This window comes from Cupriavidus sp. GA3-3 (assembly GCF_000389805.1).
Classification (GTDB): domain Bacteria; phylum Pseudomonadota; class Gammaproteobacteria; order Burkholderiales; family Burkholderiaceae; genus Cupriavidus; species Cupriavidus necator_D.
The window spans coordinates 1-14,823 of sequence record NZ_KB944493.1; the positions used below are offsets into that span (position 1 = coordinate 1).

General features: G+C 68.7%; 16 protein-coding genes. 11 read left to right on the forward strand and 5 right to left on the reverse strand.

The genetic code is table 11. The features are described from left to right. The 6 genes from C265_RS22650 to C265_RS22675 all read left to right on the forward strand — a co-directional run. Positions 1-301: IS256 family transposase (locus C265_RS22650; protein ID WP_010809865.1), on the forward strand; the 301-nt coding region annotated here is incomplete at its 5' end. A 652-nt stretch (positions 302-953) separates the two neighbouring features. Further along, on the forward strand, positions 954-2,111 hold the full coding sequence (locus C265_RS22655) for an AI-2E family transporter (protein WP_010811543.1): 1,158 nt from the start codon (positions 954-956) through the stop codon (positions 2,109-2,111). After that, positions 2,111-2,800 (forward strand): paraquat-inducible protein A, encoded by a 690-nt coding sequence (locus C265_RS22660; protein WP_010811542.1) that lies wholly within the window; start codon positions 2,111-2,113, stop codon positions 2,798-2,800. Before C265_RS22655 ends, C265_RS22660 begins: the two co-directional genes overlap by 1 nt. Further along, positions 2,797-3,549 (forward strand): paraquat-inducible protein A, encoded by a 753-nt coding sequence (locus tag C265_RS22665; RefSeq protein ID WP_010811541.1) that lies wholly within the window; start codon positions 2,797-2,799, stop codon positions 3,547-3,549. The genes C265_RS22660 and C265_RS22665 overlap by 4 nt, the downstream gene beginning before the upstream one ends. Further along, positions 3,536-5,191, forward strand: a complete 1,656-nt coding sequence (locus C265_RS22670; protein WP_010811540.1) for an intermembrane transport protein PqiB — start codon at positions 3,536-3,538, stop codon at positions 5,189-5,191. Before C265_RS22665 ends, C265_RS22670 begins: the two co-directional genes overlap by 14 nt. Next, entirely contained in the window at positions 5,188-5,793 is a 606-nt protein-coding gene (locus tag C265_RS22675; protein WP_037025098.1) for a membrane integrity-associated transporter subunit PqiC, read from the forward strand. Before C265_RS22670 ends, C265_RS22675 begins: the two co-directional genes overlap by 4 nt. On the opposite strand, the gene C265_RS22680 is transcribed toward C265_RS22675, so the two are convergent. Beyond that, positions 5,790-6,326, reverse strand: coding sequence for a nucleoside 2-deoxyribosyltransferase (locus C265_RS22680; protein ID WP_010811538.1), 537 nt, complete (start codon positions 6,324-6,326; stop codon positions 5,790-5,792). The two genes, C265_RS22675 and C265_RS22680, sit on opposite strands and share 4 nt — an antisense overlap. A 178-nt stretch (positions 6,327-6,504) precedes the next feature. On the opposite strand from C265_RS22680, the gene C265_RS22685 reads away from it, so the two are divergent. From C265_RS22685 to C265_RS22705, 5 genes are all read left to right on the forward strand, one after another. Further along, on the forward strand, positions 6,505-7,446 hold the full coding sequence (locus C265_RS22685) for a 2-hydroxyacid dehydrogenase (protein ID WP_010811537.1): 942 nt from the start codon (positions 6,505-6,507) through the stop codon (positions 7,444-7,446). A 71-nt stretch (positions 7,447-7,517) separates the two neighbouring features. Continuing rightward, positions 7,518-7,712: a DUF1059 domain-containing protein gene (locus C265_RS22690; RefSeq protein WP_010811536.1), complete on the forward strand. Its 195-nt coding sequence runs from the start codon at positions 7,518-7,520 to the stop codon at positions 7,710-7,712. Between the two features lie 211 nt (positions 7,713-7,923). Continuing rightward, a complete protein-coding gene (gene modA / locus C265_RS22695) occupies positions 7,924-8,697 on the forward strand; it encodes a molybdate ABC transporter substrate-binding protein (protein ID WP_010811535.1) in 774 nt (257 codons plus the stop codon). Between the two features lie 18 nt (positions 8,698-8,715). Beyond that, entirely contained in the window at positions 8,716-9,426 is a 711-nt protein-coding gene (modB, locus tag C265_RS22700; protein ID WP_010811534.1) for a molybdate ABC transporter permease subunit, read from the forward strand. Positions 9,427-9,439: 13 nt separating this feature from the next. Further along, entirely contained in the window at positions 9,440-10,162 is a 723-nt protein-coding gene (locus C265_RS22705; protein WP_010811533.1) for an ATP-binding cassette domain-containing protein, read from the forward strand. On the opposite strand, the gene C265_RS22710 is transcribed toward C265_RS22705, so the two are convergent. The 4 genes from C265_RS22710 to C265_RS22725 form a co-directional block, all read right to left on the reverse strand. Continuing rightward, positions 10,132-10,671 (reverse strand): class IV adenylate cyclase, encoded by a 540-nt coding sequence (locus C265_RS22710; protein ID WP_010811532.1) that lies wholly within the window; start codon positions 10,669-10,671, stop codon positions 10,132-10,134. The genes C265_RS22705 and C265_RS22710 overlap by 31 nt on opposite strands. A gap of 18 nt (positions 10,672-10,689) precedes the next feature. Beyond that, positions 10,690-11,289 carry a LysE/ArgO family amino acid transporter gene (locus tag C265_RS22715; protein WP_010811531.1) on the reverse strand — a complete coding sequence of 200 codons (600 nt, stop codon included), beginning with the start codon at positions 11,287-11,289 and terminating at the stop codon, positions 10,690-10,692. A 96-nt stretch (positions 11,290-11,385) separates the two neighbouring features. Beyond that, positions 11,386-12,180 carry a TOBE domain-containing protein gene (locus tag C265_RS22720; protein WP_010811530.1) on the reverse strand — a complete coding sequence of 265 codons (795 nt, stop codon included), beginning with the start codon at positions 12,178-12,180 and terminating at the stop codon, positions 11,386-11,388. 84 nt (positions 12,181-12,264) lie between these two features. Further along, entirely contained in the window at positions 12,265-14,550 is a 2,286-nt protein-coding gene (locus C265_RS22725; RefSeq protein WP_010811529.1) for a DUF3141 domain-containing protein, read from the reverse strand. Positions 14,551-14,823 lie beyond the last annotated feature (273 nt).

Below are 14,823 nucleotides of genomic sequence, written 5' to 3' on the forward strand. Positions count from 1 at the left end.
CCCCCCGATCGCCGCGTCCTGGCGCCGCGCCTGGGATCAGGTGATCCCGTTCTTTACGTTCCCGCCGGCGATCCGCAAGATCATCTACACGACCAACGCGATCGAGAGCATCAATGCGCAACTGCGCAAGATCATCAAGACGCGGGGCCACTTCCCCAGCGATGAGGCGGCGACCAAGCTCCTGTGGCTGGCCCTGCGCAACATCACCGGGAAGTGGGGCAGTTCAACGCATGACTGGAAGGCTGCCATGAACCAGTTTGCGATCCTCTACGAGGACCGCTTCACCCATCCGCATCGTTGAGATAATGCTGGCTCACCGGTCGAATTGACGGTGAGCCTTTACCTGCCCTGCACACAAAAAAACTGACAGGCCCGCACCCGGACATCGCATCAACGCCTTTGGCTGCGCCCCGCGCAAGCGCAGAAGAAACCGACGATGCACTTTGAGCCCGCGCAGCAGCCGTAGGCGTCCCCGCGATGCCGCTCGCAGCAGGCGGCCTGCGCCCTGCATGGGGATCGTTCAATAGTGGGTACGCAGGCACTGCCCCTGACTCACATGGCGTAGCAGGGTCGAACGGGCAACCACGCCGGAACGGCAAGCACCACCGTGCGAACCACCAACACCCTGGAATTGATTGCCGGCCGCTCAGGCGACGCGTTTTTGGTTACTTTTTGTCGCTCGGACAAAAAGTGACTCGCCAGCTACGCCGGCGAAACAGCCACGCCGACCAAGCGCCACATACCGACCGCTAGCAAAAAGCCCAGACACCCACCCGCTATCCACCGTCACAAACCTATGGCACTGTGCCCCCACGAGGGGGAACACGCCGCACGCAGCGGCCCACCGCCATAGTGACGACTAACCCACCGCCCCCCTTCCGCATCGCCCCACCCAACGTAAGCTATATTTACGCCGTTCCCGTCACACCGACGGGACCAAGGGAGATCCATCCATGAGTTCCGGCCAGTTAATTGAGAAGATCGCAGCCGTCTTCGCACTGATCGTGCTGATCGGCGGCTCGCTGCTGGTGCTCGCGCCGTTCACCACCGCGCTGCTGTGGGGCGCGATCCTGGCCTTCAGCTCGTGGTACCCCTACACGGTGCTGTCGCGCTGGCTGGGCAACCGGCGCAGCTTGGCAGCGTTAATCTGCGTGCTGCTGGCCACCGTGGTGGTGCTGGGTCCGTTCGTCTACGCCGGCGCCAGCTTCTCGGCGCACCTGGACGAGCTGTCCGCGCTGGTTGACCGCTATAGGGAACACGGCATCCCGCAGCTGCCGGCCTGGCTGAGCAGCCTTCCCTATGTCGGCTCCTACCTGCAGAACTCCTGGAACAGCGTCATCAATGCCGATTCCGAGATGGTCGCCAACCTGCGCAAGCTGATCGCCCCGGTTGGCCACATGCTGCTGGGCGCCGGGCTGTCGATCGGCGCCGGGCTGGGCCAGCTGGCGCTGTCGATCATCCTGGCGTTCTTCTTCTACACCGGCGGCGAGCTTGCCATTGCCTGGTTGCGCGCGGGCATGCACCGCATCGCCGGCGAGCGCGCCGACCACCTGCTGGAGCTGGCCGGCAGCACCGTCAAGGGCGTGGTCTACGGCGTGCTGGGCACGGCCTTCATCCAGGCCGTTCTGGCCGGCATCGGCCTGTGGATCGCGGGCGTGCCGGGCGCTGCCATCCTTGGCTTCGTGACCTTCTTCCTGTCGGTGATCCCGGTCGGCCCGCCGCTGGTGTGGCTGCCGGCTGCGCTGTGGCTGTACCACACCGGCGCCACCGGCTGGGCCATCTTCCTGGTGGTATGGGGCGTGGGCGTGGTCAGCATGGCTGACAACATCGTCAAGCCGCTGCTGATCAGCAAGGGCACCGGCATGCCTCTGATCTGGATCATGCTGGGCGTGCTCGGCGGCGCGCTGGCGTTCGGCTTCCTGGGCGTGTTTATCGGCCCGACGCTGCTGGCAGTGGCCTATGCGCTGCTGCGCGACTGGACCATCGGCTCGCAGGCAGAGGTAAAGCAAGACCTGAAGCAGAGCGAGGCACTGGCGGCCGCGCCGCCGGCGCCGGCCGTGGTCGACAACCCCGACGTCCCGCCGGCCACGACCGGCAAGCACCCCGGCTGATGGCAGGACACGACGCGCCCGGCGCGCCCGCCACCCCGGACCTCTCGCCGGCCATGCTGCACCGGCTGGTGGCATGCGAATACTGTGACGCGGTCTACGAACGCACGCCGATCTCGCCCGGCGAGCGCGCGCTGTGCCTGCGCTGCGGCGGCCAGCTCTACCGCGAAAGCCGCCGCCAGTATCAACGGCTGCTGCCGCTGGTGATCACCGCGCTGATCCTGTTCCTGGTCTCAAACGCCTACCCGATCGTCGAGATGGACCTGCAGGGGGTCCGCACCCAGACCACGCTGCTGGGCGCCGTGCAGGCCCTGTACACCGACAAGATGGGGCTGGTGGCGGCACTGGTGTTCGCCACCACCATCCTGTTTCCTCTGTCCGAAATGCTGATGATGGCCTATCTGCTGGTGCCGATGGCGCAGCACCGCATGCCCGCCGGCTTCGACCGCATCGTGCGCGGCATCCGCCAGACCCGGCCCTGGGGCATGATCGAAGTCTTCATGATCGGCGTGCTGGTCACGCTGGTGAAGCTGTCCAGCATGGCGCGCGTGCTGCCCGGCATCGCGCTGTGGTCGTTCGCGGCGCTGGTGATCGTGCTGGCGGCGATGTTGTCGTTCGATCCGCGCGACCTGTGGCGCCATCTGGAAACACCCGATGACAACGCCGCGGCCGCGGGCGAGGAAGGCCGATGACGGAACAGCCGCAACGGCCGACGCAGCGTCCCCGCCAGCCAGGCGGCCGCCTGGCCCGCCCGCGCCAGCTGGCGCGCGAGGTGGTGGCCGAACTCACCGACGACGACGAGCGCAGCCCGCTGCCGCAGGTCCCGACCGCCAGCCGGCTGGGCCTGCTGTCGTGCCACGCCTGCGACCTGGTCAGCCCGCGCACACTGGAGGGCGAGCCCTGCCCGCGCTGCGGCGCCACCCTGCACCATCGCAAGCCCGACAGCCTGGCGCGCACCTGGGCTTTCCTGCTGGCCGCCTTTATCCTCTATATTCCCGCCAACGTGCTGCCGGTAATGGTGACCCAGTCCATCCTCGGCACGCAGCAGGACACCATCCTGTCCGGCGTGATCTACCTGTGGCTGTCCGGCTCGCACATGCTGGCCGGGCTGGTGCTGATCGCCAGCATCATCGTGCCGCTGCTGAAGATGGTGATCCTCACCTTCCTGCTGCTGTCCGTGCATTTCCGCTCGACCTGGCGGATCCGGCAGCAGACCCGGCTGTACGGGCTGGTGGAGGTGATCGGCCGCTGGTCGATGCTCGATATTTTCGTGGTGGCGCTGCTGGCCTCGCTGGTGCGGGCCGGGGCGCTGGCCACCATCATCCCAGGCGGCGGCGCCATGGCCTTCGGCGCGGTCGTGGTCATGACCATGCTGGCCTCGCTCAGCTTCGATCCGCGCCTGCTGTGGGATTCGCTGGAAGACAACAATGCCCGACACTGACAACCAAGCCTCCACGCCCTCGGGTTCGCCCCCGCCGGCACCACCGGGCCTGCCGCGGCCAGAACGCCGGCGCCGCGCGCGCTGGCTGCCCTCGCTGGTCTGGCTGATCCCCATCGTCGCCGCGGTGGTCGGCATCTCGCTGCTGGTGCATACGCTGACCTCGCGCGGGCCGGAGATCACGGTCACCTTCCGCACCGCCGAGGGCCTGACGCCCGGCAAGACGGCGGTGCGCTACAAGGACGTCGACATCGGGTTGGTCAAGTCGGTGCGGCTGGCACGCGACCGCTCGCATGTGGTGGCGTCGATCGACCTGACCAAGGACGCCGAGAACTTCGCCGTGGCCGACACCCGCTTCTGGGTGGTGCGCCCGCGCTTTGCGGCCAGCGGCGTGTCCGGGCTGGAGACGCTGCTGTCGGGCGCCTATATCGGCGTGGACGCGGGCAAGTCGAATGAATCCGCGCGCGACTTCAAGGGGCTGGAAGTGCCGCCGGTGGTGACCACCGATGCCTCCGGCAAGCAGTTCGTGCTGCGCGCCTCCGAGCTGGGCTCGCTCGATATCGGCTCGCCGGTCTACTACCGGCGCGTGCTGGTGGGCCAGGTGGTGGCCTACCAGCTCGACCCCAACGGGCGCGACCTCACGCTGCGCGTGTTCGTCAACAAACCCTATGACAAGCTGGTTACCGCCGACACGCGCTTCTGGCATGCCAGCGGCGTCGACCTGAAGCTCGATGCCGGCGGGCTCAAGCTGTCGACGCAGTCACTGGTGACGGTGCTGCTGGGCGGCGTCGCCTTCCAGGCGCCGGACCACACCACCGCCACCGACGCCGCAGCCGAGAACACGCAGTTCCTGCTGGCCAACGACCAGGCCGAGGCGATGAAGGAGCCGGAAGAACTGGCGCCCACGCTGGCGGTGCTCAATTTCGACCAGTCCGTGCGCGGGCTGTCGCCGGGTGCACCGGTGGATTTCCGCGGTGTAATCGTGGGCCAGGTGCGTTCGATCGGCATCGAGTACCAGCGCGACAAGAAAGCGTTCCGCATGCCCGTGGTGGTGGAGCTGTACCCGTCGCGCATGGGCTTCCGCGAACGCGATGTCGAAGACCGCGAGCGTGCGCGCAAGATCATCCAGGGGCTGCTGCAGCGTGGCATGCGCGCGCAGCTGCGCACCGGCAACCTGCTCACCGGCCAGCTCTACGTGGCGCTCGACTTCTTCCCGAAGGCGCCGCCGGCCAAGGTCGACCTGGACGCGCCGATCCCGGAATTCGCCACCACGCCTGGCACCTTCGACCAGCTGCAGGCGCAGGTGGGCGATATCGTCAACCGCATCGACAAGGTGCCGTTCGACCAGATCGGCCAGGACCTGCGAACCACGGTGGCCAGCCTGAACAGGACACTGGCAACCGCCGACAAGCTGGTGCAGCAGCTCAACGGCGACGTTGCGCCGCAGGTGCTGGCCGCGCTGCAGGATGCGCGCAAGACGCTGACCGCGGCCAACGGCACGCTGGCCTCGGACGCGCCGCTGCAGCAGGACACGCGCCGCATGCTGCAGGAGCTGACGCGCACCGCCACGTCGCTGCGCACGCTGACCGATTACCTTGAACGCCACCCTGAAGCGCTGCTGCGCGGCAAGCCGGAGCAAGAATGATGAAGCGCCTTTCTATCACCAGCCTCCTCGCCGGCGCGCTGGCCGCGGCCGTGCTGGCCGGGTGCGCCTCGCCCGAGCCGCGCTACTACACGCTGGCGCAGGGCGCGGCCGCGCCGCTGCCGGCCACGACGACGCCGGCATCGACCCACACGCTATGGCTGGAGGTCGCGCCGGTGCGCGTGCCGGAGCGGCTCAACCGCCCGCAACTGGTGGTGCGCGATGGCGGCGATGCCGGCCTGCGCCTGCTGGACCTGGCGCGCTGGTCCGCGCCGCTGCCCGACGAGCTGCGCGACGCGCTGTCGCAGCGCCTGCAGGCCACGCTGGGCGCGGTCGACACCTACCAGCAGGGGATGTCCGACGTGCAGCCGCTGTACCGGATCACCACGGAAGTGCTGCGCCTGGATGCCGACGTGGGCCAGCGTGCCGGCGCCACCATCAACTGGACCGTGCGGCGGCTGCCTGACGGCAAGGTGGTCAGCGGCCGCACCCAGGCAGAGCTGCCGGCGCCCGGCGCGGTCGATGGCGTCGTGGCGGCGTACCGCGAGATCGTCGCCACCACGGCGGCCGATATCGCGGCCGGGGTGCTGTCGCTGCAGCGCTAGTCGTCGCCCCACGCGGCCGCGTCAGCCGCCCGCCGGTGAATCGCCTCGGCCATCGCCGCCAGGCACTCGGCCGCCCCACCCTGCATCAGCTTCGCCGCACACGCCAGCATCAGGTTCTTGCCCAGCCCGAAATCCTCCACCACGAAGCCGCGCGCATCCAGCGGCGCACCATCCTCGTCGGTGGCCACGGTGACGCGCTCGCGCAGCGTGCCCGCATCCGCGCTGTAGGCCCAGACCGGCTTCTGCAGCGCCACCGCAAAGCCCACCTCGAACGCGGTGCCGGAATCCGGCTCGCCCGGTCCGCGGAAATCGTCGAGGTTGGCCATCACCATGTCGGCGCGCCGCAGCAGCGCAAGATTGGCGTCATAGATCCAGCGCGCGGTGTCGGCGCCCGACAGGCCATCGGGCGCGGATTTGTCGAGCGGATACAGGCCGCTGAAGCCGTGCGCCGCGCACAGCGACTTGAGGTGCTCGCCCCAGGCGCGCGCATCCTTGCGAAAGACGTCGAAGCCAGCCAGGTAGATGGTTTTCATGGCACGTGAAGTGGGGCAACAGGGATCAGGATCGCAGCATAACCCGCCGCCCGCGGGCGCGATACCACCGGCCTGCATGAACATCGCGCAACTTGCGCGCGCACGCTTTGCCAGCTCCCTGCGCATGAGGGGCCCCTTGCGCTACCATTGCCCGTCCCCTCCTTGCATCCCGCATCCCATGCCTGCTCCCCAGATCCTCCAGGTCGGCCCGCTCGCGCCGCGGACCAATGCCACCCTGCAGCAACACTACGGCGCCGCCGCGCTGTGGCAGCAGGCCGATCCGATCGCGTGGGCGCGCAGCGAGGGCCAGCAGGTGCGCGTGGTGGTGACCTCGGCGCGCCACGGCTGCAGCGCGGCGCTGATCGATGCGCTGCCGCGCCTGGAAGCCATCGTCAGCTTCGGCGTGGGCTATGACGCGATCGCGCTGGATGCGGCCCGCGCGCGCGGCATCCAGGTCAGCAACACACCCGACGTGCTCAACGACTGCGTTGCCGACCTGGCCTTCGGGCTGCTGCTGGACGCGGCGCGCGGCATCGCCCATGGCGACCGCTTCGTGCGCGCCGGGCGCTGGCCGCAGGGCAGCTTCCCGCTGACCACGCGCGTGTCGGGCAAGAAGCTCGGCATCCTCGGGCTGGGCCGCATCGGCGAGATCGTGGCGCGCCGCGCGCAGGGCTTCGACATGGAGATCGCCTACAACAACCGCCGCCCGCGCGAGGGCGCGCCGTGGCGCTTCGAGCCGGACCTGAAGGCGCTGGCGACATGGGCCGACTTCCTCGTGGTGGCCACCGTCGGCGGGCCGTCGACGGCCGGGCTGGTATCGCGCGAGGTCATCGACGCCCTCGGGCCCAGGGGCATCCTGGTCAATGTGTCGCGCGGCAGCGTGATCGACGAGGCGGCAATGGTCGAGGCTCTGGTTGACGGGCGCCTGGGCGGCGCCGGCCTGGATGTGTTCCAGGACGAGCCCAACGTGCCGCCCGCACTGATGGCACTGGACAATGTCGTGCTGGCGCCGCACATGGCCAGCGGCACGCATGAAACGCGCGCCGCCATGACCGCGCTGACGCTGCAGAACCTGGATGCATTCCTGGCTGACGGCAGAGTGCTGACGCCAGTGCTGTAGACGGCTACCGCCGTGCCTATACTGGATGCACCGGCTCCAGCCCACTCTGCGGGCCGGCGTCAGGAGGCATCATGGCACGCAAGTTTATCGATTGCCGCGAGTTCCCGAGCGACACCCACTGCACGGTGGCAATGAGCGCCGACAGCGAAGACGAACTGCTCGAAGCCGCGGTCCAGCACGCGGTAGCGGTGCACCAGCATCAGGACACCCCTGAGTTGCGCACCCAGTTGAAGTCATTGTTCAAGGATGGCATGCCGCCGGCGTGAAACCGGCACGGCTGGCGCCCGGGGGCGCCGGCTCCCACCACTGGGGCTCATTCGCAGTCCCTGATACAGCACTTAAGCCACGTCGAATACCCATGACGGCCGTCATGGCGCATCATTGACGTAGCGCTATATACAGACGTATATTGCGCGTGACAGTCCACCCGCACAGGCCTTGCCACACATGCCGGCTGGCCGATTCCCGAGGATTCCGATGTCTGCCCTCCGTTCCTGCCGCCGCGGGTTCCTGCTGGCCGCTTGCGTCGCCACGCTGGCGCTGGCCGCGCCGCCTGCCTTTGCCGCCGACCTGGTGGTGTCCGCGGCATCCAGCCTGACCAATGCCTTCAAGTCGCTGGCCGAGTCGTTCGAGCGCGCCCATCCCGGCACGCACGTGGTGCTGAACTTCGGCGCGTCCGACGTGCTGATGCAGCAGATCATCAAGGGCGCGCCGGCCGACGTGTTTGCCTCGGCCGACCAGGAGGCAATGAACAAGGCCGAGGCCGAGAAGGTGATCGCGCCGGCCTCGCGCCGCAACTTCGCCGCCAACCAGGTGGTGCTGATCGTGCCCGCGGACAGCAAGCTGGCCATCGCCTCGCTGCAGGACCTGACCCGCCCGGAAGTGAAGCGCATCGCCTACGGCAACCCGGCCTCGGTGCCGGTGGGCCGCTACACCCGCGGCGCGCTGGAAGCGGCCGGGCTGTGGGACGCCGTGGCCGCCAAGGGCGTGCCGGCGCAGAACGTGCGCCAGAGCCTGGACTACGTCGCGCGCGGCGAAGTCCAGGCCGGCTTCGTCTTTGCCACCGACGCCGCGGTGATGCCGGACAAGGTCAAGGTGGCCGTGCGCGTGCCAAGCCGCACGCCGGTGACCTACCCCATCGCCATCACCGGCCAGACGCGCCAGCAGAAGGAAGCGGCGCAGTTCGTCGACTACGTCGCCTCGCCGGAAGGCCAGGCCATCCTGTCGCGTTTCGGCTTCCAGAAGCCCTGACGGAACGCTGCGCGCACCATGGACGCCGTCTGGGTACCGCTGCTGCTGTCGCTGAAGGTGGCCGGCTGGGCCACCGCGCTGAATGCCGTGCTCGGCGTCGGCGCGGCCTGGGCGCTGGCGCGCTGGCGCTCGCCGCTGCGTGACGTGGTCGATGCGGTGCTGACGCTGCCGCTGGTGCTGCCGCCCACGGTGCTCGGCTATTACCTGCTGGTGCTGGTCGGGCGCCGTGGCGTCTTCGGTGAGTGGCTGGCGCGCCTGGGCATCGAACTGGTCTTCACCTGGCAGGGCGCGGTGCTGGCCTCCACCATCGTCGCCTTCCCGCTGGTGCTCAAGTCAGCGCGCGCCGCCTTTGAAGGCGTGGACCATCAGCTGGAAAACGCCGCCCGCGTGCTGGGCGTGCCCGAAGCCGGCATCTTCTTCCGCGTCACGCTGCCGCTGGCCGCGCGCGGCATCATCGCCGGCGTGCTGCTGGCCTTTGCCCGCGCGCTGGGCGAATTCGGCGCCACGCTGATGATCGCCGGCAACCTGCCCGGACGCACGCAAACGCTGTCAGTCGCCATCTATGAGGCGGTGCAGGCCGGCGACGACAACACCGCCAACCTGCTGGTGCTGGTGACCTCCGTCACCTGCGTGCTGCTGCTGGTGGTCGCCGGGCGCCTGGTGCCGGCCGCCGCGCGCAATCCCGCTGAACTCTATGAACGCCGGCGCCTGCGCCCGCGCATCCGCTAAGCCGGGACCCGCCATGAGCATGCACGTCAGCATCCGCAAGCAGATGGTCTCGGCCGACCGCCACTTTGCACTGGATATCGATTTCGATTCGACCAGCCGGCGCATTGCGCTATTCGGACCCTCGGGCGCCGGCAAGAGCCTGACGCTGCGCGCCATCGCCGGCCTGCTGGCACCGGACAGCGGCCGCATCGTGCTGAACGGCCGCACGCTGTTCGATGCCGACGCCGGCATCGACGTGCGCCCGCAAGAGCGCCGGGTGGCCTACCTGTTCCAGGAATACGCGCTGTTCCCGCACCTGACCGTGGGCCAGAACATCGCTTTCGGCCTGTCGCGCGGCTGGCGCAACCCGCGCCGCGGCGCCGTGCATCCGGAAGCGCAGCGCTGGATCGACGCCTTCGGCCTGGCCGACATCGTCGGCAACTACCCGGCGGAGATCTCCGGCGGCCAGAAGCAGCGCGTGGCACTGGCGCGCGCGCTGGTGGCGCAGCCCGACATCGTCTTGCTGGATGAACCCTTCTCCGCGCTCGACCCCGCGCTGCGCGCGCGCATGCGCGCGGAGTTGCGCACGCTGCAGGCCAGCCTGGATGTGCCGATGCTGGTGATCTCGCACGATCCCGCCGATGTCGAGGCGCTGGGCGACCACGTGCTGGAAATCCGCGAGGGCCGCATCTTCGGCAGCGGCACCAGCCGCCACCATCCGCCGGTCTACGCGCCGGTGTCGGCGCGCGTGGCCTGAGCCGCGCGCAGCAGGTCGACGTAAGCGCCTTCAATCAGGTTGGACGCGGGAATGCCCAGCCGCGCCAGCAATGCGTGGGCTTCGGCCACGCCGTTCTCCAGGCGCTCGTCTTCGGCCAGCACCACTTCCAATTCCAGGAAATCGCCAAGGTCCTCGACCCGGTCCAGGTGCACGCGCGTGCGGCCAGCCAGGTACAGCGTGCGCAGCTTGCGCACCCGCCCGCCCTCGCCATGCGCCGCGGCCAGCGCCGCGCGCAGGGTATCCGGCGATCGCGTCGGCGACAGGATATAGAAGCTCTCCTTCGGCCCCGCCTCGTCGGCACGCGCATAGAAGATCAGCTCGCCGCGGTCGGGCGCAAACTCGCGCAGCTTGAGCCGGCCGTTGACACAGGGGAAGAAGGTATCGTCCTGGCGGATGTATTCGGGACCGCTGTCGGCCAGCGCTGCCGCATGCGGCAACACGGCTTCGATACTGTCAATGCGGGCCTTGATCTCGACGTTTCTTGGCATGCGTCTGTCTCCTTGCAATCAGCCCAGCAGCAGCCGCGCGGCAATCACCCACATGGTGATGCCGATCACCACTTCCAGCACCTGCCACGCACGCGACCGCGCAAACACCGGCCGCAGCAGCGCCGCGCCATAGCCCAGCGAAAAGAAGAACAGGAACGACGCGGTCATGGCACCCGCGGCGAACTCGCGCGCGTTCCCTGCGAACTGCATCGACACCGAACCGATCAGCATCACCGTATCGAGATACACATGTGGATTGAGCCAGGTGAACGCCAGGCACACCGCCAGCGCGGCCCCAAGCGGCCGCGGCGCGGCGTCGCCGGGATCCAGCACCGCGTTCGAGCGCCACGCGGCCAGGAAGCTGCGCGCGCCATACCAGATCAGGAAAGCCGCGCCGCCGTAGCGCATCGCCGCACCCAGCCAGGGCAGCTCGCGGATCATCACGGCAAAGCCGGAAACGCCCAGCAGGATCAGCAGCGCATCGGAAAGCGCGCACACCAGGCAGACCCAGAACACATGCTCGCGCCGCAACCCTTGTCGCAGCACGAAAGCATTCTGGGAACCGATGGCAAGAATCAGGGAAAGACCGAGGGAGAAGCCGGCCAGGGCGGCGTGCATTGGATGTGGAACGGCTGTTTTTTTGGGTGGCTATTATTGCACGCCGGGGGCAGCCGCCATGCCCGCCCATCTTCCCATTCCTGCCGCAGGACTACCTCACGCCACTACACCCAGGATCACGCTTGACGCCTTGAACACCGCCAGCGCAGCCACCCCCACCTGCAGCCCCAGCGCTTCCACACTGCCATTGGTCACGATCGCCGCAACCGTACCGCCGCCGTCGAGTTCGATCACCACCTCGGCATTCACCGCACCCGGCATCACGCGCGACACCACGCCCGGCAGCTGGTTGCGCGCCGACAGCCGCATCCCCGGATCGGGCAGCCCCACCAGCACCGAAGATGCCTTGATCAGCGCAAACGCCTCCGCGCCCTCGGCCAGGGCCAGCGTCTCGACGCTTTCATGCGTGATGGTGGCAACGATCTGCTGCCCGCCGGGCAGTTCCAGCACGACCTCGTCATTGACCGCGCCGCCGCGCACGCTGGCCACGCGCCCGAACAGCTTGTTGCGTGCACTGGTCTTGATCATCATTCGCCTCATCAGGTGGATATCGTCGGCCGCCCCCTCGCCCAAGAGCGACAGCTGTGCGACAAAGCGCTGGTGTTCGCCTTCCAGCGCACGATAGGTGCGGATCAGTTGCTCGCCGCGCGCGGTCAGGTGCGTGCCGCCGCCGCCCTTGCCACCGGCGGCGCGCACCACCAGCGGCTCGCCCGCGCTGTTGTTCATGGCATCGATGGCGTCCCACGCGGCCTTGTAGCTGATGCCGACCGCGCGCGCGGCTGCGGTGATCGAGCCGTGTTCGCCGATGGCAGCGAGCAGCGCGATGCGGTCCTTGCCGCCCCAGTCTTGCGAGCCGGAGCGGAACCAGATGGCTCCCTGAAGTTCAAGCATGGATGTCGGGTGCCGGTGGCCGGCACCGCAATGGAGTCCGAGACGCGGCTATGGTAATCCGAATTGCGGATCGGTCCGGCGCACTCAGTCCTGGTGCGCGGCCTCATCCCCCTTGGCTGAGTCGGCAACCTCGCGCGGATGACCCGTCCCCATCACTTCGGCGACTTCGCGATAGCGCCCCAGCCGCTCGCCTGACAGCGGGCCGCCGAGCGTCATCACGCGATGCGCCGCCACCATCAGCTTGCGGCGGGTCTCGCGGTCCGGCACCAGTGCCGGCAGCGCCCGGATCGCGCGCTGCGGATCCAGCCTGACGATAAAGCTCTGCTGGCGCACCGCGGTCTTGAACGCGGCCAGGTCGGCCTGGCCGCCGGATTGCCCGGTGGCTTGCTGCTGTTCGCGCGCGATGCGACGCAGCAGGTTGAACGGCCGCTCCTCGATGGCGCTGGGGCGATCGGCGACGTAGGCCAGCACGCGCACAAAGGCCTCCAGCGTGCCACCCTGCCCGATCGCCGCCTCGACATCATGCAGCCGGCGCGCGGCCAGCTCCTTGCGCAGCGCCACAGTCACGGGCGACTCCAGGTTGACCGGCGCCGGCGCGCGCAGCCCCACCAGCGCCGCCATCGCCGGCGAAGCGTAGATCGCCTCGAAGGCCCGCTCGTACCAGGCATCGCGCAGGTCGCGGAACTGGTCGAGCGCGCTGACGATCTGCGCCGAGGCCGCGTGCTCCAGCGTCAGCAGCGGATTGTCCGCCGATACCGGCGCGCGATGCTCGCGCACCATCGGCGCCAGCGCGCCGATCCACGCCATCCATGGGTTCACGTCGGTCGCCAGCTCGCGCTCCAGCCGCGCGGGATGCAGCGCGCGCAGCCACTGCGCGCTCAGTTCGTTGGACATGGCGCGTACCCACGGCGAGGCGAAGGTGTCGTAGATATGCTGGTTGACCTCGGCCACGCGCCGCACCACCTCGAAGGCGCGCTCGTCGTCGCGGCCGTCGTCCAGCGCCAGGATGTCGGCAATGCCGCGGCGCTCGAAGCGCATCAGGTAGCGCCCTTCGACCAGGTCGCGGTGCCGCAGGTCGGGCGCGACGTCTTCGATCTTCGCCTCGTACAGGCCCGGCGGCAGCACGTCGATCAGGTCCAGTGCGCAGAACAGTTCGCTGTGCTCGCGGTTGGCCACGCCCGCGGAGACAAAAATGCCGAGGTGGCCCACGGTCGGGTGCAGGCAGTAGACGATCACCTGGTCGTTGGCGACCAGTTCCTCATCGCTCGCGTACAGGTCCGGGATCCAATTCAGCGCCTGCTGCGGCGGCGTAATGTTGTCTCCCCAGGAGGCAAAGATGATCACCGGCGAGCGCACGTTGCGCAGGTCCACCACGGTCTTGCCGTCGGTGCTGCGCACCTCGCCCGCGGTGAGCCGGTTGCCGACGAACAGCTTCTGCACGATCCAGTCGATCTCGGCGCGGTTCATCAGGAAGTGGCCACCCCACCAGCGCTCGAAGTCGAGGAAGCGCGGGCCTTCGGTGTCGGCCTTCGCATAGACGTCGTAGAGCTTCTCCCACAGTGTATTGGCGGGATTGAGCTGTTCGAAGTTCTCCACCAGCCAGGCGCCGTCGAAGCGGCCATTGCCCAGGTCAGCAATCAGCGAGGCCAGCCACGAACCGCCCAGCAGGCCGCCGCTGTAGCGCATCGGGTTGCGCCCGCGCACGCCGGACCAGTACGCCAGCGGCGCGCCGGCCAGCAGCAACGGGCCGGTGCGCTCCGGCGCCACCGCGGCCAGCATCATCAGCGCCCAGCCAGCCTGGCAGTTGCCGATGATGAAGGGCTTGCCCGGTGCATCCGGGTGGCGCTCGCCAACGATCTGCAGGAAGGCAGCCTCGGCGCGCGCCACCGATTCGATGGTCTGGCCCGGGCAGGGCTCGTAGAAGAAGGTGATGAAATAGCATGGATGACCGGTGCGCAGCGCGATGCCGATCTCGCTGTCGGCCTTGAAACCGCCGATGCCGGGGCCGTGGCCTGCGCGCGGGTCGATCACTACAAAGGGGCGCAGGGCGGGATCGGTCGGGCTGTCCGCCGGCGGCACGATGCGCAGCAGCGCGTAGTTGGCGGGTTCAGGCAACTGGCGGCCATCGGCCAGCAGCTCGTGCTCGAACACCAGCACGGGCGGCATGCCCTCAAGCTCATGCTCGGCGGACTCGTTGCCGCGCTGGCGCAGGATGTCGAGCAGCAGCACGGTGCGCTGCCATGCGTCCAGGGCGTATTCCAGCGCCGGCTGTGCCAGTGCCGCGAACGGGTTGGCGTGCGCGGACAGACTGGTAGCGGTCGAGGTGGCGCTGCTGTCCCGCGGCAGGTCGGCGCGTTCGCGTGCGGTCATTCCACTCCCCTGGTTGGCGCCCGTCCGGCGTATCCGCGCGCTTGGCGGCGCGGCCGGAGTGACGCATGTTGCTCTGCAACAAAACCAAGCGTACCAGCCGCTGCCCTGCGGTGCAACCCAGAGACTGGCTGCGCGCAATGCCACACTGTTAGCGCGCCGCGCGGTCATCGACTGGAAAGAATCGTCGCCTATACTGGCGCAAGGCACTTTGCGCACCGCAGCAATCGCGCACCCGCGCGCGGCCGGCGGGCTGCGCACCGGGCGGCGCCTGTC

Bases quoted from the DNA above. Each gene is read 5' to 3' on its own strand.
- C265_RS22655 (WP_010811543.1), top strand. From the start codon at position 954: ATGAGTTCCGGCCAGTTAATTGAGAAGATCGCAGCCGTCTTCGCACTG.
- C265_RS22660 (WP_010811542.1), top strand. From the start codon at position 2,111: ATGGCAGGACACGACGCGCCCGGCGCGCCCGCCACCCCGGACCTCTCG.
- C265_RS22665 (WP_010811541.1), top strand. From the start codon at position 2,797: ATGACGGAACAGCCGCAACGGCCGACGCAGCGTCCCCGCCAGCCAGGC.
- C265_RS22670 (WP_010811540.1), top strand. From the start codon at position 3,536: ATGCCCGACACTGACAACCAAGCCTCCACGCCCTCGGGTTCGCCCCCG.
- C265_RS22675 (WP_037025098.1), top strand. From the start codon at position 5,188: ATGATGAAGCGCCTTTCTATCACCAGCCTCCTCGCCGGCGCGCTGGCC.
- C265_RS22680 (WP_010811538.1), bottom strand. From the start codon at position 6,326: ATGAAAACCATCTACCTGGCTGGCTTCGACGTCTTTCGCAAGGATGCG.
- C265_RS22685 (WP_010811537.1), top strand. From the start codon at position 6,505: ATGCCTGCTCCCCAGATCCTCCAGGTCGGCCCGCTCGCGCCGCGGACC.
- C265_RS22690 (WP_010811536.1), top strand. From the start codon at position 7,518: ATGGCACGCAAGTTTATCGATTGCCGCGAGTTCCCGAGCGACACCCAC.
- modA (WP_010811535.1), top strand. From the start codon at position 7,924: ATGTCTGCCCTCCGTTCCTGCCGCCGCGGGTTCCTGCTGGCCGCTTGC.
- modB (WP_010811534.1), top strand. From the start codon at position 8,716: ATGGACGCCGTCTGGGTACCGCTGCTGCTGTCGCTGAAGGTGGCCGGC.
- C265_RS22705 (WP_010811533.1), top strand. From the start codon at position 9,440: ATGAGCATGCACGTCAGCATCCGCAAGCAGATGGTCTCGGCCGACCGC.
- C265_RS22710 (WP_010811532.1), bottom strand. From the start codon at position 10,671: ATGCCAAGAAACGTCGAGATCAAGGCCCGCATTGACAGTATCGAAGCC.
- C265_RS22715 (WP_010811531.1), bottom strand. From the start codon at position 11,289: ATGCACGCCGCCCTGGCCGGCTTCTCCCTCGGTCTTTCCCTGATTCTT.
- C265_RS22720 (WP_010811530.1), bottom strand. From the start codon at position 12,180: ATGCTTGAACTTCAGGGAGCCATCTGGTTCCGCTCCGGCTCGCAAGAC.
- C265_RS22725 (WP_010811529.1), bottom strand. From the start codon at position 14,550: ATGACCGCACGCGAACGCGCCGACCTGCCGCGGGACAGCAGCGCCACC.